Annotated in this window: 18 protein-coding genes; 16 read left to right on the top strand and 2 right to left on the bottom strand. The window is 70.5% G+C overall.

All coding sequences use genetic code 11. The features are described from left to right. The first annotated feature begins 269 nt into the window (after positions 1 to 269). The 5 genes from ACFY3I_RS35750 to ACFY3I_RS35730 all read left to right on the top strand — a co-directional run bounded on the left by ACFY3I_RS35750 (position 270) and on the right by ACFY3I_RS35730 (position 8,787). On the top strand, positions 270 to 1,820 hold the full coding sequence (locus tag ACFY3I_RS35750) for an alkaline phosphatase D family protein (RefSeq protein ID WP_390865138.1): 1,551 nt from the start codon (positions 270 to 272) through the stop codon (positions 1,818 to 1,820). 224 nt (positions 1,821 to 2,044) lie between these two features. Next, complete coding sequence (locus ACFY3I_RS35745; protein ID WP_390865137.1) at positions 2,045 to 3,238, top strand: hypothetical protein; 1,194 nt, start codon at positions 2,045 to 2,047, stop codon at positions 3,236 to 3,238. Between the two features lie 229 nt (positions 3,239 to 3,467). Then, the gene (locus ACFY3I_RS35740) at positions 3,468 to 4,967 is read left to right on the top strand and encodes a D-ribitol-5-phosphate cytidylyltransferase (protein ID WP_390865136.1); all 1,500 of its coding nucleotides are present in this window, start codon (positions 3,468 to 3,470) and stop codon (positions 4,965 to 4,967) included. Between the two features lie 182 nt (positions 4,968 to 5,149). Further along, positions 5,150 to 7,240, top strand: a complete 2,091-nt coding sequence (locus tag ACFY3I_RS35735; protein WP_390865166.1) for a hypothetical protein — start codon at positions 5,150 to 5,152, stop codon at positions 7,238 to 7,240. A gap of 386 nt (positions 7,241 to 7,626) precedes the next feature. Next, the gene (locus ACFY3I_RS35730; RefSeq protein ID WP_390865165.1) at positions 7,627 to 8,787 is read left to right on the top strand and encodes a glycosyltransferase family 2 protein; all 1,161 of its coding nucleotides are present in this window, start codon (positions 7,627 to 7,629) and stop codon (positions 8,785 to 8,787) included. A 27-nt stretch (positions 8,788 to 8,814) separates the two neighbouring features. On the opposite strand, the gene ACFY3I_RS35725 is transcribed toward ACFY3I_RS35730, so the two are convergent. Beyond that, the gene (locus ACFY3I_RS35725; RefSeq protein WP_390865135.1) at positions 8,815 to 10,215 is read right to left on the bottom strand and encodes a polysaccharide pyruvyl transferase family protein; all 1,401 of its coding nucleotides are present in this window, start codon (positions 10,213 to 10,215) and stop codon (positions 8,815 to 8,817) included. Positions 10,216 to 10,450: 235 nt separating this feature from the next. Between ACFY3I_RS35725 and proB the strand changes: the two genes are divergently transcribed. The 5 genes from proB (at position 10,451) to ACFY3I_RS35700 (ending at position 15,474) form a co-directional block, all read left to right on the top strand. Further along, positions 10,451 to 11,557: a glutamate 5-kinase gene (gene proB / locus ACFY3I_RS35720; protein WP_390865164.1), complete on the top strand. Its 1,107-nt coding sequence runs from the start codon at positions 10,451 to 10,453 to the stop codon at positions 11,555 to 11,557. A gap of 125 nt (positions 11,558 to 11,682) precedes the next feature. Beyond that, complete coding sequence (locus ACFY3I_RS35715; RefSeq protein ID WP_189261483.1) at positions 11,683 to 12,111, top strand: hypothetical protein; 429 nt, start codon at positions 11,683 to 11,685, stop codon at positions 12,109 to 12,111. A gap of 121 nt (positions 12,112 to 12,232) precedes the next feature. Continuing rightward, the gene (locus tag ACFY3I_RS35710; RefSeq protein ID WP_390865134.1) at positions 12,233 to 13,519 is read left to right on the top strand and encodes a glutamate-5-semialdehyde dehydrogenase; all 1,287 of its coding nucleotides are present in this window, start codon (positions 12,233 to 12,235) and stop codon (positions 13,517 to 13,519) included. Between the two features lie 210 nt (positions 13,520 to 13,729). Next, a complete protein-coding gene (locus ACFY3I_RS35705) occupies positions 13,730 to 14,314 on the top strand; it encodes a hypothetical protein (protein ID WP_390865133.1) in 585 nt (194 codons plus the stop codon). An 89-nt stretch (positions 14,315 to 14,403) separates the two neighbouring features. Beyond that, positions 14,404 to 15,474, top strand: coding sequence for a hypothetical protein (locus ACFY3I_RS35700; protein ID WP_390865132.1), 1,071 nt, complete (start codon positions 14,404 to 14,406; stop codon positions 15,472 to 15,474). A gap of 78 nt (positions 15,475 to 15,552) precedes the next feature. Here ACFY3I_RS35700 and ACFY3I_RS35695 read toward each other — a convergent pair whose 3' ends face one another. After that, on the bottom strand, positions 15,553 to 16,665 hold the full coding sequence (locus ACFY3I_RS35695; RefSeq protein WP_390865163.1) for a M48 family metallopeptidase: 1,113 nt from the start codon (positions 16,663 to 16,665) through the stop codon (positions 15,553 to 15,555). 101 nt (positions 16,666 to 16,766) lie between these two features. Here ACFY3I_RS35695 and ACFY3I_RS35690 point away from each other — a divergent pair, with 101 nt between their 5' ends. The 6 genes from ACFY3I_RS35690 to ACFY3I_RS35665 all read left to right on the top strand — a co-directional run bounded on the left by ACFY3I_RS35690 (position 16,767) and on the right by ACFY3I_RS35665 (position 20,992). Continuing rightward, a complete protein-coding gene (locus ACFY3I_RS35690) occupies positions 16,767 to 16,928 on the top strand; it encodes a hypothetical protein (RefSeq protein ID WP_390865131.1) in 162 nt (53 codons plus the stop codon). Positions 16,929 to 17,117: 189 nt separating this feature from the next. Continuing rightward, entirely contained in the window at positions 17,118 to 17,285 is a 168-nt protein-coding gene (locus ACFY3I_RS35685; protein WP_390865168.1) for a hypothetical protein, read from the top strand. Positions 17,286 to 17,354: 69 nt separating this feature from the next. Next, positions 17,355 to 18,047, top strand: coding sequence for a nicotinate-nucleotide adenylyltransferase (gene nadD, locus ACFY3I_RS35680; RefSeq protein ID WP_365288857.1), 693 nt, complete (start codon positions 17,355 to 17,357; stop codon positions 18,045 to 18,047). Positions 18,048 to 18,063: 16 nt separating this feature from the next. Further along, positions 18,064 to 19,779, top strand: coding sequence for a LytR C-terminal domain-containing protein (locus ACFY3I_RS35675; protein ID WP_390865130.1), 1,716 nt, complete (start codon positions 18,064 to 18,066; stop codon positions 19,777 to 19,779). 101 nt (positions 19,780 to 19,880) lie between these two features. Continuing rightward, complete coding sequence (gene rsfS, locus ACFY3I_RS35670; protein WP_365288855.1) at positions 19,881 to 20,324, top strand: ribosome silencing factor; 444 nt, start codon at positions 19,881 to 19,883, stop codon at positions 20,322 to 20,324. After that, positions 20,324 to 20,992 carry a histidine phosphatase family protein gene (locus tag ACFY3I_RS35665; protein ID WP_365288854.1) on the top strand — a complete coding sequence of 223 codons (669 nt, stop codon included), beginning with the start codon at positions 20,324 to 20,326 and terminating at the stop codon, positions 20,990 to 20,992. Before rsfS ends, ACFY3I_RS35665 begins: the two co-directional genes overlap by 1 nt. Positions 20,993 to 21,112 lie beyond the last annotated feature (120 nt).

Genomic DNA, 21,112 nt, shown 5'->3' with positions numbered 1-21,112 from the left:
GCCGACCGGCCCCTGCGCCGTCCTCTCGCTCATCCCGGAACCGGTCGTGCTCCCTTGGCGCCGCGCCGGTGATGCGCTCGTCGGGGCCGTCGGGGCCGTCGGGGCCGTCGGGCCCCTGAAGCGGTTCGTTCCCGAGGTGCCCGGGTCGTCGGTTGTCCGTCTGGTTGTCATGCGCACGAAGACTGTCGTTCAGTGCCCGGACCGTCCGACCGTGGGAGCTTCCGAAGGTCGGACCGTACAAGAGGCCACTGTGGCAAGGGAGTCCGCGCATGACCGGAACACCGTCGCCCGACCGACGCCGCTTTCTGACCGCCGGTGCCGCCGTGCTCGCCGCCGCCGCATCCGGCCAGCTGTGGCTGCCCGCCTCCGCGCAGGCGGCGGAAACCCCGCTGCCCGAGGGCGTGTTCAGCCTCGGCGTCGCCTCCGGCGACCCGCTCCCCGACGGCATCGTGCTCTGGACCCGGCTGGCCCCCGCCCCTCTCGACGGCGGCGGCATGCCCGACACCGTCGTACCCGTCGCCTGGGAGATCGCCGAGGACGAGCGGTTCCGCCGGACCGTCCGCCGCGGTACCGCCCACGCCCGGCCCGAGTACGGGCACAGCGTGCACGTGGACGTACGAGGACTGCGTCCCGGCCGCTCCTACTGGTACCGCTTCCGCGCCGGCGGCCGCGTCTCCCCGACGGGCCGCACCCGCACCGCACCCCACCCGCACGCCGCCGGCGGCTCGCTGCGCGTGGCCCTGGCGTCCTGCCAGAACTGGCAGCACGGCTACTTCACCCCCTACGCCGACATGCTCGCCCAGGACCCCGACGTCGTCCTCTTCGTCGGCGACTACATCTACGAGTCCACGCCGTCCTCCGCCGGACCGCGCCGGCACGAGGGGACCGGGGAGCCGTACACCCTCGCGCAGTACCGCAACCGCTACGCCCAGTACCGCGGCGACCCCGACCTCGCCGCGATGCACGCGAACGCGCCCTGGGTCGTCACCTTCGACGACCACGAGGTCGACAACGACTGGGCCGGACAGATCCCGCAGGACCCCGACAAGCAGTCCCACGACGCCTTCGTCGCCCGGCTGACCGCCGCCTTCCAGGCCTACTACGAGCACATGCCGGTCCGGGCGGCCGCGATCCCGGACGGGCCGCACATCCGGATGCACCGCCGCCTGGAGTTCGGCCGGCTCGCCCGGCTCAACGTCCTCGACACCCGGCAGTTCCGCAGCGACCAGGTCACCGGTCAGGCAGCCGCCGAGGATCCCTCGCTCACCATGCTCGGCGCCGCGCAGAAGCAGTGGCTCCTCGACGGACTGCGCCGCTCGCCCGCCCGCTGGAACCTGATCGCCTCCCAGATCATGATGGCCGAGACCGACATCCTGCCCGGCGAGGGGAAACTCTGGTACTACGACGCCTGGGACGGCTACCAGGTGGAACGCAACGCGCTGCTCGACGAGTTCACCAGGGTCCGCAACCCCGTCGTCCTGAGCGGCGACCGGCACCTGACGATGATCAGCGATCTGAAGCAGGACTTCGCCGAACCGTCGTCGGCCGTGGTCGGCGCCGAGTTCGTCGGCACCTCCGTCTCCAGCAACGGCGACCAGGACCAGGCCGCCTTCCACGCCCAGTTCGACCCGCTGAGGGCTGACAACCCGCACTGGAAGGTCATCGACGCCCACCGCGGCTACCACCTCTTCGACATCCGCCGCGACGGCATCGACGCGCGCGTGCGGACCGTGGACACCGTCCTCGCGCCGCGGGCCGTCGCGAGCACGTTCGCGACCCTGCGCGTCGAGACCGACGAACCCGGCGTACGGGTCGTCTGACGGGCGGAGCGGGCGCCGCCGCGATCGAGTCCGCGCGACCCGAGCCCGGGACTCACGAGCGTCCCAGGCTTCTCTCAGGTGAACCTCAGGTAAACGTCTTACCTTCCTTTCACCATGGAGACGGACTGCACGAGAGGCGGCGCCCGGTGAACAACGCCCCGACAAGCCCCAAGGGCCCCACTGACCCCCTGGGCGCCACCGGCCCCGTGAGCACCACCGGCCCTGTGAGCACCACCGGTCCTGTGGATGCCACCGGCGCCCTCGGTGCCCTGCCCACCGGCACCCGCCTGCTGCACATCGGCCCGCACAAGACCGGGACCACCGCCGTCCAGAGCGCCCTCTTCGCCGCCAGGGACAAGCTGCCCGAGTACGGCGTGGAGTTCCCGGCGACCACCCGGCACCCCATGGAGGCGGCCCTCGCCGCCTGCGCCCGGCCCGCGATGATGGGCGACACCGCACCCACCGAGAAACACTGGACACGGCTGGTGGAGCGGGTCGAGGCCACCGGCCCGCGGACCTCGGTGATCAGCAGCGAGTTCTTCGCCGACGCCGGCGACGACGAAACCGTCGCCCGCGTCGTCGGACGACTCGGCGGCGACCGGGTCCACGTCCTCGTCACCCTCCGCCCGATCGCCAGGATCATGCCCTCGCAGTGGCAGCAGTACGTCCAGAACGGCCTGCGCATGGGATACGAGGACTGGCTCGACCACATGCTGCGCAAGGCCCCCTACGAGAAGCCCAACCCCAGCTTCTGGCGCCGGCACCGCCACGACCGGCTCGTCGAACGCTGGATCCGCGCGGTCGGCCCGGACCGGATCACCGTCGTCGTGGTCGACGACCAGGACCGCGACGGCCTGATGCGCACCTTCGAGACGCTGCTCGGACTTCCCGCGAACCTGCTCCAGCCCGTCCCGGACACGGCGAACCGCTCCCTGACCCTCGCCGAGACCGAAATGCTGCGAAATCTCAACGTGGAATTCCGCGGAAACGGGCTCCCTGACGAGCTTTATTCAAGACTCGTCCGCAACGGCGCCGTGATGCACATGAAGAACGCGTGCAGTCCCGCCGCCGACGACGTGAAGATCTCCACACCCGACTGGGCCGCCGAGGCCGCCGGCCGGATCGGCGCCGAGATGGCGGAACGCATCGGCGCCACGGGCGTCCGCATCGTCGGCGACCCCGCCCTGCTCCGCGCCGTGCCCCCGCAGCGCGGCCCCGCCCCCGTCGCGGGGGCCGCCGAGGCCCGCATCGCACCCGAGGCCGCCGCCCTCGCCCTGTACGGCGCGCTCGCCGCGGCCGCCGCGGCGCCGGTGAGGCACACCACCGAGGCGAAATCGCGCACGGTGCACGAGACGTCGTCGAAGGAACTCGTACGGGTACTGGGTCACCGATGCCTGAAGAGGCTGCGCCGGCGCTGATCCGGACGGCGAGCCGCACGTCACGCACAGCAATCGGAATGCCCTGTGTAGTTACTCACAGCAAATTCACGGAACGTCCTCCGCGTCCGCGGGGCGGCGTCCGCCACCAGCGCCGCAAGGTGAATGAAAGGTTGCGGGCACATATGCAGTGGACGGCTCTCACCTTGCATACCGGTTACCCGAAGTGGGACCATTTCGAAGTTCCCTGATGCCCCAAGGTAGGTCACCTGTGTCCCAGCACATAGCCAAGCCCCGAACCACCGCAGTGATCCTGGCCGGTGGCACCGGCCAGCGGGTGGGTCTGTCGATCCCCAAGCAGTTGCTGAAGATCGCCGGCAAGGCAGTCATCGAGCACACCCTGACCACCTTCGAGAAGGCCGACTCGATCGACGACATCATCGTGCTGATGGCGCCGGGCTACGTCGCGGACGTCGAGAAGATCGTCGCCAAGGCCGGCTTCGCAAAGGTCAAGAAGGTCATCGAGGGCGGCAACACGCGGAACGAGACCACCGAGCGCGCCATCACGGCCCTCGGCGAGGGCCTGGCCGACGGCGAGGACCTCAACGTCCTCTTCCACGACGCCGTACGCCCCCTGCTGTCGCGGCGCGTGATCGACGACTGCGTGGCCGCCCTGGAGCGCTACCAGGCCGTGGACGTCGCCATCCCGTCCGCCGACACCATCATCGTCACCCGCACGCACGGCGAGGACGGCGAGTTCATCACCGAGATCCCGGACCGCTCCCGCCTGCGCCGCGGCCAGACGCCGCAGGCGTTCAAGCTGTCCACGATCAAGCGGGCCTACCAGGTCGCCGACGGCGACCCGAACTTCCAGGCCACCGACGACTGCTCCGTCGTCCTCAAGTACCTGCCGGACGTGCCGATCCACGTCGTCGCGGGCGACGAGTACAACATGAAGGTCACCCAGCCCGTCGACGTCTTCATCGCCGACAAGCTCTTCCAGCTCGGCTCCACCGCCGCGCCCGAGCAGCGCGACGAGGACGCCTACCGCGAACTGCTCACCGGCAAGACCGTGGTGATCTTCGGCGGTTCGTACGGCATCGGCAAGGACATCGCCGAACTCGCCGAGTCCTACGGCGCCAACGTCTACGCGCTCGGCCGCTCCACCACCGGCACCCACGTGGAGAACCCGGAGGAGGTCGACGACGCGCTCTCCAAGGCGTACGCCGAGACCGGCCGGATCGACCACGTCGTCAACACCGCGGGCGTGCTGCGCATCGGCAAGCTCGCCGAGACCGACAACGCCACCATCGAAGAGGCGCTGAAGGTCAACTACCTGGCGCCCGTGCAGATCGCCCGCTCCAGCTACAAGTACCTCGCCGAGACCCAGGGCCAGCTGCTGCTCTACACCTCCAGCAGCTACACCCGCGGCCGCGCCGAGTACAGCCTCTACTCCTCCACCAAGGCCGCCATGGTGAACCTCACCCAGGCCCTGTCCGACGAGTGGGCCGGCGACTCGATCCGGGTCAACTGCGTCAACCCCGAACGCACCGCCACCCCGATGCGCACCAAGGCGTTCGGCCAGGAGCCGTCGGGCTCGCTGCTCTCCTCCGAGGCCGTCGCCCGCACCTCCCTCGACGTCCTGCTGTCCGAACTCACCGGCCATGTCATCGACGTCCGCCAGCAGGACCCGACGGCCTCCGCCGGCCAGGCCTCCGGCTTCGAGCAGGCGCTGGCCAGTGTCCTGGACCGACAGGACGGCGTGGCATAATCGACCTTCATTAGTCATCTTTAATTCAGGCCTCTGTGGCTGCGCGTACGCGGAGCAGTCACAGAGGCCTGAACCGTAGAAATCCCCGATCGACCACCTTCCAGATGGTCCGCAAGGTCAAATTCCGGCTTTTTGTCAGCAAAAGGTTCTCCGTGATATCCACCGCTATTCGCGTCGCCCGGGTGGGCAGCGCGGCCGAGCTGGCCGCGGCGGCACTCATGATGCTGGGCTTCCCCGTCCTCATGATCGCCGCGCTCGTCCCGAGCGCTTACGCCTTCGCGGCCGCGGCCGCCGTCACGTACCTGGCGGACCACTACCTGCACCGCAAGGGCAGCTACCTCGTCAACCGCCTGAGCAAGGTGCGGGCCGGCCTGTCGATCCGCTTCCTGATCCGGCAACTGTTGCTGATCCTGCTGCTGGCCCGGACGGACCTCTCCAACGGCCTGGTCTTCTACGGCGCGATCGCCTGCTTCATCGCCTCCTACGGCCTGCAGGCCCCGCACGGCGCGCTCGTCCAGCTGATCCGCAACCGCCGCCGGATGCCGGTCGCCACCCGCAACGTCGACCTGAAGTCCCGGATCCGCATCCCCGACGCCCCGCCGCAGCGCCTGCTGCACCGCTCCGCCGAGAAGATGCTCCACCTCGACCTCGCGGCCGTCGTCGGCCTGCTGATCTCCGCCATCACGGACAACGCGGTCGCCGGTTTCGCCGGCATCGGGATCACCCTCGTCCTCGGCTGCCTGTACGTCCTGGTGCTGATGCCCTACGTGCGGGGCCGCAAGACCCCGCCGGCCGCGGACACCGTGCTGGCCGCCGTCGACGACTGGCTGGGCCACTACAAGCCCGAGACCGTCCTGTACTTCTCCGGCTCCAAGGACTCCGCCTACCAGGTCAACATGTGGCTGGAGACCATGGAACAGCTGGACTCCCGCCCCCTGGTCCTGCTGCGCGAGCGGGTCATCCTGCAGAACCTCGCCCCGACCACCGCCCCCGTCATCTGCGTGCCCGGCGGCGTCCACCTCATGAACCTGGACCTCGCCACCGTCCGTGTCGCCCTCTACGCGGCCAACGTCGGCAAGAACATCCACCTGCTGCGCGTCCCCACCATGAAGCACGTCTTCATCGGCCACGGCGACAGCGACAAGCTGGCCAGCGTCAACCCGTTCAGCAAGGTCTACGACGAGGTGTGGACCGCCGGCCGCGCCGGCCGCGACCGCTACGCCATCGCCGACGTCGGCGTCCGCGACGACGACATCGTCGAGGTCGGCCGCCCGCAGCTGGCCCCCATCCGCACCGGCCCCGTCGCCGCCGCCGCCGCCGAGGGGCGCTGCCCCACCGTCCTCTACGCGCCCACCTGGGAGGGCTGGGACGGCAACCCGGGCAACACCTCCCTCGTTCTCGCCGGCGAGAACATCGTCAAGAAGCTGGTCAAGGCCGACCCGCCGGTCCGCGTCCTCTACAAGCCGCACCCCTTCACCGGCACCGTCAGCGCCCAGGCCGGCGCCGCCCACCGGCGTGTCACCGCCCTCCTGGAGAAGGCCGCCGCCCAGCGCGCCGCCGACCCCCGCTTCACCGTCGACACGGCCGCCCGGACGGCCGCCCAGGCCGACCTGGCACGCATCGAGGCCCGCCTCGCCGAGCTGTCCGGCACCGGCGGCGACAGGCGCGACGAGGCCGAGGCCAGCCGGGACGACGTCGTCGACCTCCACAGGCACGAGGAGATCGCCCGGCTGCGCGCCGAGTGGAACGACGCTTACTGGCGTTCCTTCCCCGACCACGAGCACCTGGTCGTCACCGGCGCCGAACCGCGCCTGTACGACTGCTTCAACGTCTCCGACGCCATGGTCTCGGACATCTCCAGCGTCGTCTCCGACTTCATCGCGAGCGGCAAGCCGTACGCCGTCACCGACTCCGCCGACGTCGGCGTGGAGGAGTTCAAGCGGGCCAACACCGCCGTGCGCGCCGCCGTGATCCTCTCCAACAGCGCCAAGGAACTGGACGCCCTGCTGGACGCCGTACGCGAGCCGACGGCCGATCCGCTGGCGCTGGAGCGCAACGAGCTCAAGCGCTACCTGCTGGGACCGGACGAGCCGACCTCGATCGAGCAGTTCAACGCCGCGATCGCCGAGCTCGCCCGCAAGGCCGAGGCCCGCAACCTGGGCCAGGAGGCCCGGATCGCCGCCGGTGACCCCGAAGCCGCCGAACTCGCCGAGGTCCTGCCCGGCGACCCGGTGAAGGCCGCCGGCGAGGCCGAGGGCACTCCGACCGGCTGACTCCCACACCGCCACACCGAGGGGCTCGGTCCCGGGGAACCACCCGGGACCGAGCCCCTCGGCGTTTCCTCCCTCGGCACGCACGACTTCTTACCTCTGCTTCGGCGTGCGCGCCGTTCTTCTTACGCACGCTTCGGAATTCTCGGTGAGCAGCTCTTACCGAGCATCCGTATTCTGTGAAGTAACCCGCTGTACACCACATGGCAGGACGCATGTCATGTGACGTGTGCCACTGGAAGAGCCCCCCGAGGCAACCGGCCGTGCCGGTCGGCCATCTAAGACGTTGCGAACCAGGTGATACCGGGGGAACACACCATTGACTAGGGGGAAACGTGACCGTCGCTGCGCAGCCTGATGTGACCGTGATCATCGGGGCGTACGAGGCGATGCCGTATCTCGTCGAGTGCCTGACCTCCGTGGAGAACCAGACCCTCGACCCGGCACGCATGGAGGTCATCGCCGTCGACGACGGCTCGACCGACGGTACGGGGGAGTACCTGGAGGAGTTCGCGGCCCGCGCTGCCATGCCGGTCACCGTGATCCGCCAGGAGAACTCCGGCGGCCCCAGCGGCCCCCGCAACGTCGGCCTCGGCAAAGCCGCCGGCCGCTACGTGTTCTTCCTGGACGCCGACGACCGCCTCGGCCCCGAGGCCCTCGCGCGCATGGTCGCCATGGCCGACGAGAACAACACCGACGTCGTGCTCGGCAAGGTCGAGGGAATCAACCGCAAACCCCCGCAGTCCATGTGGGGCAAGACGCTCGACCGCACCGACGTCTTCTCGTCCAACATCAAGTTCACGCTCAGCGCGCAGAAACTCTTCCGCCGCGCACTGCTCGACCGGCACGGCATGCGCTTCGACGAGTCACTGTGGACGGGCGAGGACGCGCTGTTCACCATGGAGGCCTACCTGCGCGCCGACGGCGTCTCCGTGGTCGCCGACTACCCCTGCTACTACCTGGTCGGCCGCGAGGACGGCAAACACGTCACCAAGAGCGGCAGCTACACCCTGCGCTTCGACTCGGCACGCGCCCTGATGAACCTGATCGCCGACATGGTCCCCGCCGGACCGCGTCGTGACACCCTCATGGTCCGGCCGTTCCTGGTCACCCTGCTCCCGCAGTTCGGCCCCAGATTCCTGAAGGACAGCGACGAAGTACGCCGCAAGAAGCTGGAACTGGCCAAGCCGCTGATGGACGCCCACTGGAATCCGGAGATCGCCCGCAGACTGAGGGTCCACGAACGGCTGCGACTCCACCTGGTCGCCGTGCAGAGACCCGACCTGCTCCTGGACGTCGTCGAATTCGTACGCGCCAAGAAGCAGGCCGGAGCCCTGCTGGAGAAGCGCGGCACCCGCGTCTACTTCGCCTACCCGCACTTCCGCACCCGGACGGCGGGCGTTCCCGACTGGATCTACCTCGCCGAGGCCCGCGAGGCCCGCGCCGTCGCGGGCTACCGCGAGGGCGCGGCCAACAGCTTCCTGCGGCGCGCGCTGCGCAGACTCCGCCGATCGCTGCCCAGCCGCGGAGTCAAAGCGGCGGCGGCCTGACAGGCCGCCCATCGCCCGGCCGAGGCCTTACTGGCCGGTGCCCAGCGCCCGCCGGATCGGCTTGCCCACGGCCCGGCGGGCCCGCCGGTACACCGAGGCCTGCGGGGCCGGCACGACGACCGTCTTGGCGCGGGCACCCGAACGCGCCAGTTCCTTCTGCAACCTGGCGTTGTCCAGCGACAGTTTGTCGATCCGGCTGTGCATCCAGCCGAACCGCGTGGCGAGCGAGGCGAAATCCGCCTCGTTCCACGGCCGGATACCCGCCGGGAACGTCAGCGCCCGCATCCGCTCCTCGAAGGCCGCCCCGCCGTCACCGTGCGTGAAGGTGTTCTGCAGACCGTTCCGGTCGAGGAAACCGGTGAACCGCTCGAAGCGCTCCCGGTGGCCGCCGACCAGCCCGCCGAAGTCCGCCTCCGCGTACAGCTTCGCCGGATCCGCCGAATCCAGGTCCTTGACCGCCTCGTCCAGCCGCCGGTGCGGAATCTCGAAGTAACGGCACAGCTCCAGCGTCCGCGAGTCGCCGCACAGCACGGTGGCCGGGGTGCCGGCGAGCAGTGCCGCGATGTTGCCGTGGATCCGTGAACCGAAGGAGAAGTCGAAAGAACGCAGATCGTCGATCCAGGTCAGCGGATCGATGTAGACCCGCACCTTGTCCTCGCGGAACATCGGGTGGTCCGGGTGCGTCGGCATCGCCGTCACCGCCGCGTTCGGGTCCGACAGGTCCCGCCAGTGCAGCTGCCGCGCGTCACTGAGGTTCTGGCCCACGAACCGCAGGTTCGGATAGCGCTCGTGCGTGCGCCCGATGATCCGGTCCAAGCCCTGCGCGCGCACCGCGCTGTGCGAGCCGTTGATCGCGATCCGCGACTGGGGCGTCAGCTCCAGCGCCTTCTTGTGCACCTGCAACCGGTCGCCGTGCATGAACAGCGAAGGACAGCCGATGGTCTCGACGTCTTTGAAACCCATGTCCCTCAGGTACTGCTCGGTGAACTCGCCGCGCACCCCGATCGACGCGCTGCGCTCCAGCACCGCCGCGCAGAACTCCCGCACGGTCGGCTCGATGCGCTTGAGCCGGTCGGCGTTGTAGCCGACCCCCGTCTGCGCGCCGACGCCCAGCACGACCACCGGAATCCGCAGCTTCGAGATCAGCCGGGTCATCCGCTTCAACGCGCTCTCGAAAGACGGCCGGAAGGCGTTCGCGAGCGGGATGACGAAGGCGTCGTACTCCGCGTTGATGCGGGCGGCCGCGGAGACGTCGGACGGCATCCCGTTCGAGACGACCTCGGTGCCCGGCGTCTCGAGGATCTTGTGCGCGGCATCGCTGAAGATCAGGTTGCCCGAGTTGGTGGCTATGACGTCCCGGTGCAGAGCCTCCTCGACGCCGACGACGTCGTAGGGGCTCTTTCCCGACCTGAGGAGGATGCGCTTCACGCTGCGCTCTTTAGATGACACAAACTTCAAGTTAACTTTAAGTTCGTTTCGATTTCTATGGACAGTCCACACAACCTTTTTGCCGTGTTCGGTACGTGTTCACAGCGCTACGCACCGCTGCGACCGCCGCCGTGTCCGGAGGCTGGACGGGACGGCCGGACGATGGTCCCGTTCGCGTAGATTGCTGCCACGCGTGAGGAAGTGGGGACAGGACGTGGCAAGCGCAAGGCAGGCCGTGAGCGAGGCCCGCAGGATCGTCGTCAAGGTGGGCTCCTCCTCACTGACCACCGCCTCCGGCGGCCTGGACGCCGACCGGGTCGACGCGCTCGTCGACGTCCTCGCCAAGAGCCGCGTCGGCGGCGACAAGGAGGTCGTCCTCGTCTCCTCGGGAGCGATCGCCGCCGGTCTCGCCCCGCTCGGACTGCGCCGCCGCCCGCGGGACCTCGCCCGCCAGCAGGCCGCCGCCAGCGTCGGCCAGGGCCTGCTCGTCGCCCGCTACACGGCCTCCTTCGCCCGCTACGGCGTCCGCGTCGGCCAGGTCCTGCTCACCTCCGACGACATGAGCCGGCGCGCCCACCACCGAAACGCCTCCCGCACCCTCGACAAACTCCTCGCCATGGGCGCCCTGCCGGTCGTCAACGAGAACGACACCGTCGCCACCGACGAGATCCGCTTCGGCGACAACGACCGGCTCGCCGCGCTCGTCGCCCACCTCGTCCACGCCGACCTCCTGGTCCTGCTCTCCGACGTCGACGGCGTCTACGACGGCGACCCCAGCAGGCCCGGCACCACGCGGATAGCGGAGGTGAGGGGTCCGGCGGACCTCGCGGACGTCGAGATCGGCAGCGCCGGGAAGGCCGGCGTCGGCACCGGCGGCATGGTCACCAAGGTGGAGGCCGCCCGGATCGCCGCCGCCGCGGGCGTCCCCGTCGTCCTCACCAGCGCCGTGCACGCCGGCGACGCGCTCTCCGGCGCCGACACCGGCACCTTCTTCCACCCCACCGGCAAACGGTCCGCAGACCGCCTCCTGTGGCTTCAGCACGCCTCCACCCCGCAGGGCTCCCTCACCCTCGACGACGGCGCCGTCCGCGCGGTCGTCGAGGGCCGGAAATCACTGCTGCCCGCCGGGATCGCCGCCGTGGACGGTGAATTCGCCGCGGGTGACCCGGTCGAACTGCGCGACCCCCGGGGACACGCGGTCGCCCGCGGACTCGTCAGCTTCGACGCCAGGGAGATCCCCCAGCTGATCGGGCGTTCGACCAGGGAGCTGGCGCGCGAACTGGGTCCGGCGTACGAGCGAGAGGTCGTACACAGGGACGACCTGGTGATCCTGCACCCGTAAAAACGGGGGCGCGACGACGGACCCCGGTGGGGGACGTTCCGTAAAACCGCCACACGAACTCTTGCGGCCTGCTCAACTTTGTCTCAGGACCACGTTCCGTACGAGCACAGCTGAAGGAGGCCGTCGTGAGACGAGTGCGCCCTGGGGCTGCGGCGTCCCGCGGTGCTCTGACGAGCGTCGCGGCCGGGGACACCTACGAGGAGCCGAAGGACCTGCCCCGCCTGTGGCACGTCACCCTCAGTGTCTGCGGTGCCGAGGTCCCCCTGCCGGAACTCCGCCGTGGACTCGAACAACTGGCCCACGACCACCCGTTCCTCCTCACCAGCCGGTACGCCTGCGACCACGCCGAGATCCGCTACTGGGAAGAGGCCCGCGACCTCCACGACGCCGCCGCCGTCGCGCTGCGCCTGTGGGGCGAGCACCGTCAGACCGCCGGACTGCCCGCCTGGGAGATCGTCGGCCTCGAGGTCATCGACCGGACCACGTACCACCAGCGGATCGCCGAGGGTTACGGTCCGCCGCCGGCGACACCGGTCGGAATCCACCCCTTCTGACGCCGCCCGCGCCCGGCCCGCGTCCTGCCCACGGCCGTAACCGTGATTGCCCCCATTCGCACCCGTCTCGCGAGATGGAACGACCCGGGAACCGGGCACCCGCGCGCACTACCCTTCCCCCATGACGACGCTCTCGCCGTACGACGCCATGTCCCCGGTCACCCAGGCCGCCTACCGCGCCAAGGCCGCCGCCGCCGACCTCGCGCCGCTGCCGCGTGCCGTGAAGGACGACGCGCTGCTGGCCATCGCGGACGCGCTGGAGGTCCGTACGGGCGAGATCGTCGAGGCCAACGCGAAGGACGTCGCCAAGGCCCGGGAGAACGGCACCAGCGAGGCCATCGTCGACCGTCTCACCCTCACCCCGGAACGGGTCCGCGCCATCGCCTCCGACGTCCGCGACGTCGCCAAGCTGCCCGACCCGGTCGGCGAGGTGGTCCGCGGCTCCACCCTCCCCAACGGCATCGACCTGCGCCAGGTCCGCGTCCCGCTCGGCGTCGTCGGCATCATCTACGAGGCCCGCCCCAACGTCACCGTCGACGCGGCCGCCCTGTGCCTCAAGTCCGGCAACGCCGTCCTGCTGCGCGGCTCCGCGTCCGCCTACGAGTCCAACACCGCCCTCGTCCGCGTCCTGCGCGACGCCGTCGGCGGCGCCGGGCTGCCCGCCGACGCCGTCCAGCTGGTACCGGGAGAGAGCCGTGAGTCCGTCCACGAGCTGATGCGCGCCCGCGGCCTCGTCGACGTCCTCATCCCGCGCGGCGGCGCCTCCCTCATCCGGACCGTGGTCATGGAGTCCAAGGTTCCGGTGATCGAGACCGGCACCGGCAACTGCCATGTGTACGTCGACGCCCACGCCGACATCGACATGGCGGTCGACATCCTGATCAACTCCAAGGCGCACCGGGTCAGCGTCTGCAACGCCGCCGAGACCCTCCTCGTCCACCAGGACATCGCCGCCGAGTTCCTGCCGCGCGCCCTGGACGCGCTCGCCGAGGCCGGCGTCACCGTCCACGCCGACGAGCGCGTCCTCGCCCATGCCAAGGACTCCAGGGCGACCGTCGTCGAGGCCGTCCCGGAGGACTGGGAGACCGAGTACCTGTCGTACGACATCGCCGCCGCCGTCGTCGACTCCCTGGACAGGGCCGTCGAACACATCCGGCTGTGGACGTCCGGGCACACCGAGGCGATCGTCACCACCTCCCAGCAGGCAGCACGCCGCTTCACGCAGCTGGTCGACGCCACCACCGTCGCCGTGAACGCCTCCACCCGTTTCACCGACGGCGGCCAGTTCGGTTTCGGCGCCGAGATCGGCATCTCCACCCAGAAGCTGCACGCCCGCGGCCCCATGGGCCTGCCGGAGCTGACCAGCACCAAGTACATCGTCACCGGCGACGGCCACATCCGCCACTGACCCGCGCGGACCCGTCGCCCGCCCCGCGGACCCGCCGCCGGCCCTCGCGGGCCCGGGCCGCCACCCGTTCGGCCCAGCCGCGCACGCCCTGCGGCGTGCGGGCGCGCGGGAGGGCGCGCAGGCCTCCGCATGGCGTGAGGGCCGTGGCACGGGGCTGATGAATTTCCATACCGTCTGCCCAAATTGACCCCCCAGGTCTACTCTGGATCCGTGCCGGAGGACGTGGGGGGCACGCCGTTCCCTGACGGCTGGGAGCCCGACGACGACCATGACCGCGGGACGTCGGACGAAGAGTTCGACGCCGTGGTCTTCGACGAGGCCTTCGTGAAGGCGGCGGTGATCCACGAGCCGACCGCGGTCGAACGCCTCCTGGCCGCCGCGCAGGCCAGAGCCGAGGCCTCCGAGGCCGAGGCCCGCCGCGCCCACGCCAGCGGCGAGCGCTACGACGAAGGCGTGGGACCCGACGGCCCCGACTTCGGTCACGGCGACGGCCTCGACGAGCTGGACGACGGCGACGCGTCGGACGGCGGTCACGGCGCACCGGGGACGTACGGCAAGCACGTGCGCTGGCATCGCCCCGTGGCCTGGGTACTCGCCCTCGTGATGGGCATAGGCATGGTCGCGCTGGCCTTCGCGGCGGTCTACCGCGGCGCCTCCTCGGGCGGCAGCCGCGACCAGGTGCCCCGGCCTCCCTCCACCGGCCTGGAACAGGGCACCGCGGCCGCACCCTCCGCGTCCGCCGAGTACTCCCAGCCCGCCCGGACGGCGGTCTCCGCGATCCCGCGCACCCCCTGAGCGGCAATGGCCCGTTCTGGTGAGAACCTGTCAGAAGTTGTCGCGTAGCGGGGCGTTTACCTGAGGCTTCCGAGACCTACTCTGAGAGTATGGGCGGGCCTGTGGACCCACCTGAGGGGACACCCGAGGGCGGCCCCGTGGGTGGCGAGGACGAGTATCGATCCGTCGTCTTCGACGAATCGTTCGTTCGCGCTGCCCGCCTCCAGGAGTCCTCCGCGCGCGAACGCATGTCCGACCACGCGCCCGCCGTACGCCGCCGCCCGCCACTGCGCCGCGGCCTCACCCGGCAGGCCCTGATCCTCGTCCTGCTGATCCTCGTGGCCTTCGGTACCGCGATCTACATGGGCGTCCGTCACCCGTACGGCACCCAGGAGGCCCAGCAGCCCGTCGAGCCACTGCGGATGACCGTCGTCCCGCTCGCCCCGCGGGGCAAGGTGCCCGGCGCCGCCGACGCCGAGACCCTGTTCGCGCACAGCCCTGCCGCGCACTACGAGGTCGGCGCCGAGGGCATACCGCTGCCGCCCGTCCGCAGCACCGCGCACTTCTCCGACAGCCAGATCGTCACCGCCCTGACCACCGCCAAGGACTACATCGTCCGCTCCGCGCTCTACCCCGAGGTCCTCGACAGCAGCGTGGTACGGCCCGCGCGGGTACTGCTCGACCCCGGACAGCTCGACCAGTTCGACCGCAGCCTGGACCATCCCGCGGCGGACGGCCGGCACGCGGCCACCGGATGGCTGATCCGCTTCGACCCCACCCGTGCCGAGCTCGCGGATCCGAAGATCCGCGTCCAGGGCAGCATGCGGGCCGCCGAGACCGACTCGGCCACCCTCGAGGTCACCGCCGACCACACCCTCGTCTACGCGCTGCGGGCCACCGGCGCACCGGCCGGCTCCCAGGTCTCCCTGTTCACCGTCCGCCGCGAGCTGACCTTCCGCTTCGACCGGGACGACCTGCGTCTGCGCCAGACCCAGCTGGTCGTCTCCTACGTCCAGGCCGGCCCGCTGTCCTGCGCCGACGACTCCGCCGACCACCTGCGGCCGCTCCTGGCCGGCGAGAGCGCCGGGACGGGCGGCCCGGCGGGCACGGACCCGTACGCCACGGACCACGCCGCCGCCCTGTGCGGTTCGCTGGCCGCCGGTGCCGAACCGAAGGTCTGACGGCCCTCGCCCGCCCGACGCTGCCGTCCTGCCCCGCCGCCGCTGTCCCGCTACCGATGTCCCGCTACGGCCGCTCGGCTACGCCTCGTCCTGCGGCGGCGCGTCCTTGGGGGACGAGTCCTTCGGCGGAGCGTCCTTGGGAGGCGCCGAGCCCGTGAACCCGTCGAAGCCGCGCTTGACCCGGCCGCCCAGACCACCGGCCCCGCCCGCTATGTCCGAGACCAGCTTCATCAGCGGATCCTTGGAACTCTTCACGTCGCTCGCGTAACTCGCCGCCGACTCCTTGAACGAGTCGCCGACCGACGTGTCCCTGTCCTCGTCGCGCCGCGGGTAGTGACCGTCCATGATCCGCTGGTGGTCCCGGGACTCCGCCCACTTCTTCAGCTCGGCCGCGCGGACCGTCGTGAAGGGGTGCGAGCGCGGCAGCACGTTCAGGATCTTCAGCACCGAGTCACGCAGGTCGCCCCCGGACTCGTACTCCTCGGCCTGCTGCAGGAACGCGTCCACGTTCATCTCGTGCAGGTGGTTGCCGCCCGCGATCTTCATCAGCCCGCGCATCGAGGCCCGCAGGTCCTGCCCCACCAGCAGCCCCGCCCGGTCGGCGGACAGCTCCGACTTGCGGAACCACTCGCGCAGCGCCGTCACGATCGCCATGACCGCGAGATTGCCCAGCGGGATCCAGGCGACGCGCAGCGCCAGGTTCGTCAGGAACAGCAGCACCGTGCGGTACACCGAGTGCCCGGACAGGGCGTGCCCCACCTCGTGCCCGACCACCGCCCGCATCTCCTCCTCGTCGAGCAGCTCGACGAGCCCGGTGGTGACGACGATGATCGGCTCGTCCAGGCCGATGCACATGGCGTTGGGCTGCGGATCCTGGTTGACGTACATCGGCGGGACCTTCTCCAGGTCCAGGATGTAGCAGGCGTCCCGCAACATGTCGTTCAGATGGCCGAACTGCTGGTCCGACACCCGGACCGAGTCGGACAGGAACAACAGCCGCAGGCTCCGCTCCGGAAGCAGCCCGCTGAGCGCCTTGAAGACCGTGTCGAAGCCGCTCAGCCTGCGTAGTGCCACCAGGGCCGAACGGTCCGCCGGATGCTCGTACGCGCGCGAGGAGATCCCCGGGAACCGCCTGCGCTGCCTGCCCGGCACCCGCTCGTGCCCGTTTCGCTCGTGGCCGTCTTCGGACATGTCGTCCCCCATGTGCGTGAGTGTGTCCACCGTGCCCCCGAAGCAGAGCCCAGCCTAGGCGGCGATACCGTGGACGGGCAGTACAGCCGAAGGAGTGCCTCATGGAGCACAACCCCCGAGCCGCATGGCTCGCCCAGGCCGCGAGCACCGCCCACCAACAGGGCTCGGGCGACCTGCTGCGGATCGTCCTGATCGTCATGTTCCTGGGATGTGCGCTGACCGCCTGGTTCCTGCTGCGCGGGTACAGACAGAAGGACGACTGAGCCGCGGGGATCGTTCCCCGCCCGCCGCGTCCGGCACGGACGGCGTGCACGGACGGCGTGACAGGGGAGCCGGCACGGCCGAACCGGTGACTGGGCCCAACGGAGGAGTCGGCGTGATCGTCGCCGGGCCACCCGCATACGATGGGCCGACGTCTTTATCCCGTCCACACGCGATAGGTCCTGCCGCAGATGATGAATCTTCACAGCGCCGCTGCCCAGTTCGTCACCCTCGCCGCCGAGGGCGAGGAACACGGCGGCAACCACAACAGCCTGAACCCGCTCGTCACCGGCGGCGGCGCGTTGATCGTCCTGCTGCTCCTGCTGTGGATCACCACCCGTTTCAACCGCGACCGCTGAACCGGCGGCCGAGCCCGGCACCCGTCCTCGGGGCAGGGCCCACGGTCCGGGCCGGTAGGGTCTGCACGCATGGGAGAGCAGGACATGCCTACCGGTCCGGCGAATGACGCGGCCGATGCCGCCGACGGCACGGTGACGACCCCGCGGTACACACCGGCGGGCCCGGCGCACACCGGCAAACGCCGCCTCGGCGTCATGGGCGGGACGTTCGACCCGATCCACCACGGACACCTCGTGGCGGCCAGCGAGGTCGCCGCCCAGTTCCACCTCGACGAGGTGGTGTTCGTACCCACCGGGCAGCCGTGGCAGAAGACGCACCGCAAGGTGTCACCGGCCGAGGACCGCTACCTGATGACGGTGATCGCGACCGCGGAGAACCCGCAGTTCTCCGTCAGCCGTATCGACATCGACCGCGGCGGCCCCACCTACACCGCCGACACGCTGCGCGATCTGCGCGCCCTCAATCCCGACGCCGACCTCTTCTTCATCACCGGCGCCGACGCCCTCGGCCAGATCCTGACCTGGCGGGACTCGGAGGAACTCTTCTCCCTGGCCCACTTCATCGGCTGCACCCGGCCCGGCCACCAACTGACCGACCGCGGTCTCCCGGAGGGCGGTGTCTCGCTGGTGGAGGTTCCCGCACTGGCCATCTCCTCCACAGACTGCCGTGCGAGAGTCGCCAAGAGCGACCCCATCTGGTACATGGTGCCGGACGGAGTCGTGCGCTACATCGACAAGCGCGAGCTGTACCGCGGCGAGTGAGCCGAGAGGGGCACCGGTGAACGACCGATACGACGCGGGCTACGGCAGCGACCAGTACGAAATCGTCGGCTACGACGAGTACGGGCAGCCGGTGTACCGCCAGATCCCGGCACAGCAACAGCAGACGTACGACCCGTACGCCGGACAGGGCTACGGGTACGACCCCTACAACGACGGCGGCCGGCAGGGCACGTCCCCGTACGGCCAGCCGCGGCAGGCCGGGCCGGGGTACGACACCGGGCAGCAGGCCCCCGTCCACGACACCGGACAGCAGCCCGCCCAGCCCGCCCACGACCCCTACGGCACCGGCAGGCAGCCCGCCTACGACCCCTACGGCCAGGCCGCCCCCGGCGGCCGGCAGCCCCGGGTCGCCGAGCAGACCGCGCACATCCCGCAGCAGGCCGGCCCCGTTGGTGAACCCGCCCCTCCCCGGCAGACACCCGAGGACGAACGGGACTACAGCACCGGACAGTTCGCGTTCGTCGAGGCCCCGGACGGTGACTCCGAGGACGTCATCGACTGGCTGAACTTCACCGAGAACCGCACCGAGCGCCGTGAAGAGGCCAAACGCCGCGCCCGCAGCCGCATGATCGCCCTGGTCGTCGTCCTCGCCCTGGTCGCCGTGGGCAGCGCCGGCTACCTCTGGTACGCCGGAAAGCTGCCCGGACTGTCCTCGTCCACCGGCAAGGGCGGCGCCACCACCTCCACGGCCGCCCAGAAACGCGACGTGGTCGTCGTCCACCTGCACAACACCGGAGGCGGCGGCACCTCCACCGCGCTGCTCGTCGACAACACCACCACCAAGCAGGGCACCACCGTCCTGCTGCCCAACTCGCTCGCCATGACCGGCGACGACGGCACCACCACGACCCTCGCCAAATCCGTCACCGACGACGGTTCCTCCGGGACCCGCGACCAGCTCGACACCGTCCTCGGCACGAACATCGAGGGCACCTGGCGCCTGGACACCCCCTACCTGCAGAACCTCGTCGAACTCGTCGGCAACATCGACATCGACACCAACACCGACGTCCCCGACCCGGACACCAAGAAGAAGGGCCAGGCACCCCTCGTCCACCAGGGCAAGGACCAGACCCTCAGCGGCAAGGCCGCCGTCGCCTACGCCACCTACCGCGCGTCCGGCGAGGCCGAGAACGCCCAGCTGGAACGGTTCGGGCAGGTCATGCAGGGCGTACTGCGCAAGATGTCCTCCGACTCCTCGGCGGCCACCGTCACCGTGCAGACCCTCGCGCAGATCCTCGACCCCTCGCTCACCGACAAAGACCTCGGCACCTTCCTCGCCAAGCTCGCCGACCTCGCCAAGGGCGGCGACTACAAGACCGCCCTGCTGCCGGTGCAGAACGACGGCACCCTCAGCGCCCAGACCAGTGCCAGCGTGGTCAAGGACGTCCTGGGCGGCACCGCCAAGAGCCCCTCGGCGGACTCCGCGGTCCGGGTCTCCGTCCAGAACGCCACCGGCGTCAAGGGCAACGCCGACAAGGCCCGCGTGGTCCTCGTCAACGGCGGTTACACCTTCCTGGAGGGCGGCACGGCCTCCGGCACCCAGGCGGCCTCGAAGGTGCTGTACTCCGACGCCGCCGACAAGGAGAACGCCACCGAGGTCGCCAAGACCCTCGGCCTCGGCACCGAAGCCGTCGCCAAGGGCACGGTCGGCTCGGGCGCCGACATCTCGGTCGTCCTCGGCCAGGACTACAAGCCGTCCTCGTCCTGAGTTCGCCCGCCGCACCCCACGTGACGCGGTAATCACGTGGGGTGCGCCCAGCGGTCCGTGAGACCCTTGAGGTCAATCGACCGCCGACGGAAAGCCATGTAGTGACCGCCACCGACCGTTCCCTCGAGCTCATCACCGCCGCCGCCCAGGCGGCCGCCGACAAGCTCGCCCACGACGTCATCGCCTACGACGTCAGCGACGTCCTGTCGATCACGGACGCCTTCCTGCTGGCCTCCGCGCCCAACGACCGCCAGGTCAAGTCGATCGTCGACGAGATCGAGGAGCGCCTCCAGAAGGAACTCGGCGCCAAGCCGGTGCGCCGCGAGGGCGACCGCGACTCCCGCTGGATCCTGCTCGACTACGTCGACATCGTCGTCCACGTCCAGCACAGCGAGGAGCGCGTCTTCTACGCCCTGGAACGGCTGTGGAAGGACTGCCCCGAGATCGAGCTGCCCGCCGACGCCAAGGCCACCCGCGGCAAGGCCGCCGAACACGCCGAGCTGAAGGCCGCCGAAGCCGACCACGAGCCGGACGGGGCGTGGTGATGAGCGCCACGGGCGAGGTGACCGACCACAGGGGCCGCGGCCGCCGCATCATCCTGTGGCGGCACGGCCAGACCTCCTGGAACGTCGAGCGCCGATTCCAGGGCTCCACCGACGTCGAGCTGACCGAGACCGGCGTCGGCCAGGCCCGCCGAGCGGCCCGTCTGCTCGCCTCCCTGGGCCCGGACGCGATCGTCTCCTCCGACCTGCGGCGGGCCGCCGACACGGCCGCCCGGCTCGCCGAGCTCACCGGCCTCGAGGTGATCCGCGACGAGGCGCTGCGCGAGACCTACGCGGGCGTGTGGCAGGGCCTCACCCACGAGGAGATCATCGCCCGCCACGGCGACGAGTACGCCGCTTGGAAGCGCGGTGAGCCGGTCCGTCGCGGCGGCGGCGAACTGGAGACCGAGGTCGCCGACCGGGCCGCTCCCGTCGTGCTCCGGCACGCCGAGAAGCTCCCCGAGGACGGCACCCTGGTGGTCGTCAGCCACGGCGGAACCATCCGCACCACCATCGGCCGCCTGCTCGGCCTGGAGTCCCAGCACTGGGAGAGCCTCGGCGGTCTCACCAACTGCTGCTGGTCCGTGCTCGGCGAAGGCGCCCGCGGCTGGCGTCTCCTGGAGCACAACGCGGGCACCCTCCCGGAGCCCGTCCTCGGCGACGACGACTGAGAGCGACCTTGCCGGCCGGAGAGGGCTGTCGGCCGGTGCGCGGCGGCCTTCGGGGCACCCGCCCCGCCCAGGGACCCGGATTTCACTTTCCGGCAGGTCGCAGGCTAAAGTTCTTCTTGT

This window comes from Streptomyces sp. NPDC001068 (genome assembly GCF_042897315.1).
Taxonomy (GTDB): Bacteria; Actinomycetota; Actinomycetes; order Streptomycetales; family Streptomycetaceae; genus Streptomyces.
The sequence above is the reverse complement of the archived record's forward strand: the minus strand, read 5'-3'. Positions and strand labels throughout refer to the sequence as shown.

Coding starts and splice junctions, on each gene's coding strand:
- ACFY3I_RS35665 (WP_365288854.1), top strand. CDS start 20,324: ATGAGCGCCACGGGCGAGGTGACCGACCACAGGGGCCGCGGCCGCCGC.
- ACFY3I_RS35695 (WP_390865163.1), bottom strand. CDS start 16,665: ATGTCCGAAGACGGCCACGAGCGAAACGGGCACGAGCGGGTGCCGGGC.
- ACFY3I_RS35700 (WP_390865132.1), top strand. CDS start 14,404: ATGGGCGGGCCTGTGGACCCACCTGAGGGGACACCCGAGGGCGGCCCC.
- ACFY3I_RS35690 (WP_390865131.1), top strand. CDS start 16,767: ATGGAGCACAACCCCCGAGCCGCATGGCTCGCCCAGGCCGCGAGCACC.
- ACFY3I_RS35750 (WP_390865138.1), top strand. CDS start 270: ATGACCGGAACACCGTCGCCCGACCGACGCCGCTTTCTGACCGCCGGT.
- ACFY3I_RS35685 (WP_390865168.1), top strand. CDS start 17,118: ATGATGAATCTTCACAGCGCCGCTGCCCAGTTCGTCACCCTCGCCGCC.
- nadD (WP_365288857.1), top strand. CDS start 17,355: ATGGGAGAGCAGGACATGCCTACCGGTCCGGCGAATGACGCGGCCGAT.
- ACFY3I_RS35710 (WP_390865134.1), top strand. CDS start 12,233: ATGACGACGCTCTCGCCGTACGACGCCATGTCCCCGGTCACCCAGGCC.
- ACFY3I_RS35730 (WP_390865165.1), top strand. CDS start 7,627: ATGCCGTATCTCGTCGAGTGCCTGACCTCCGTGGAGAACCAGACCCTC.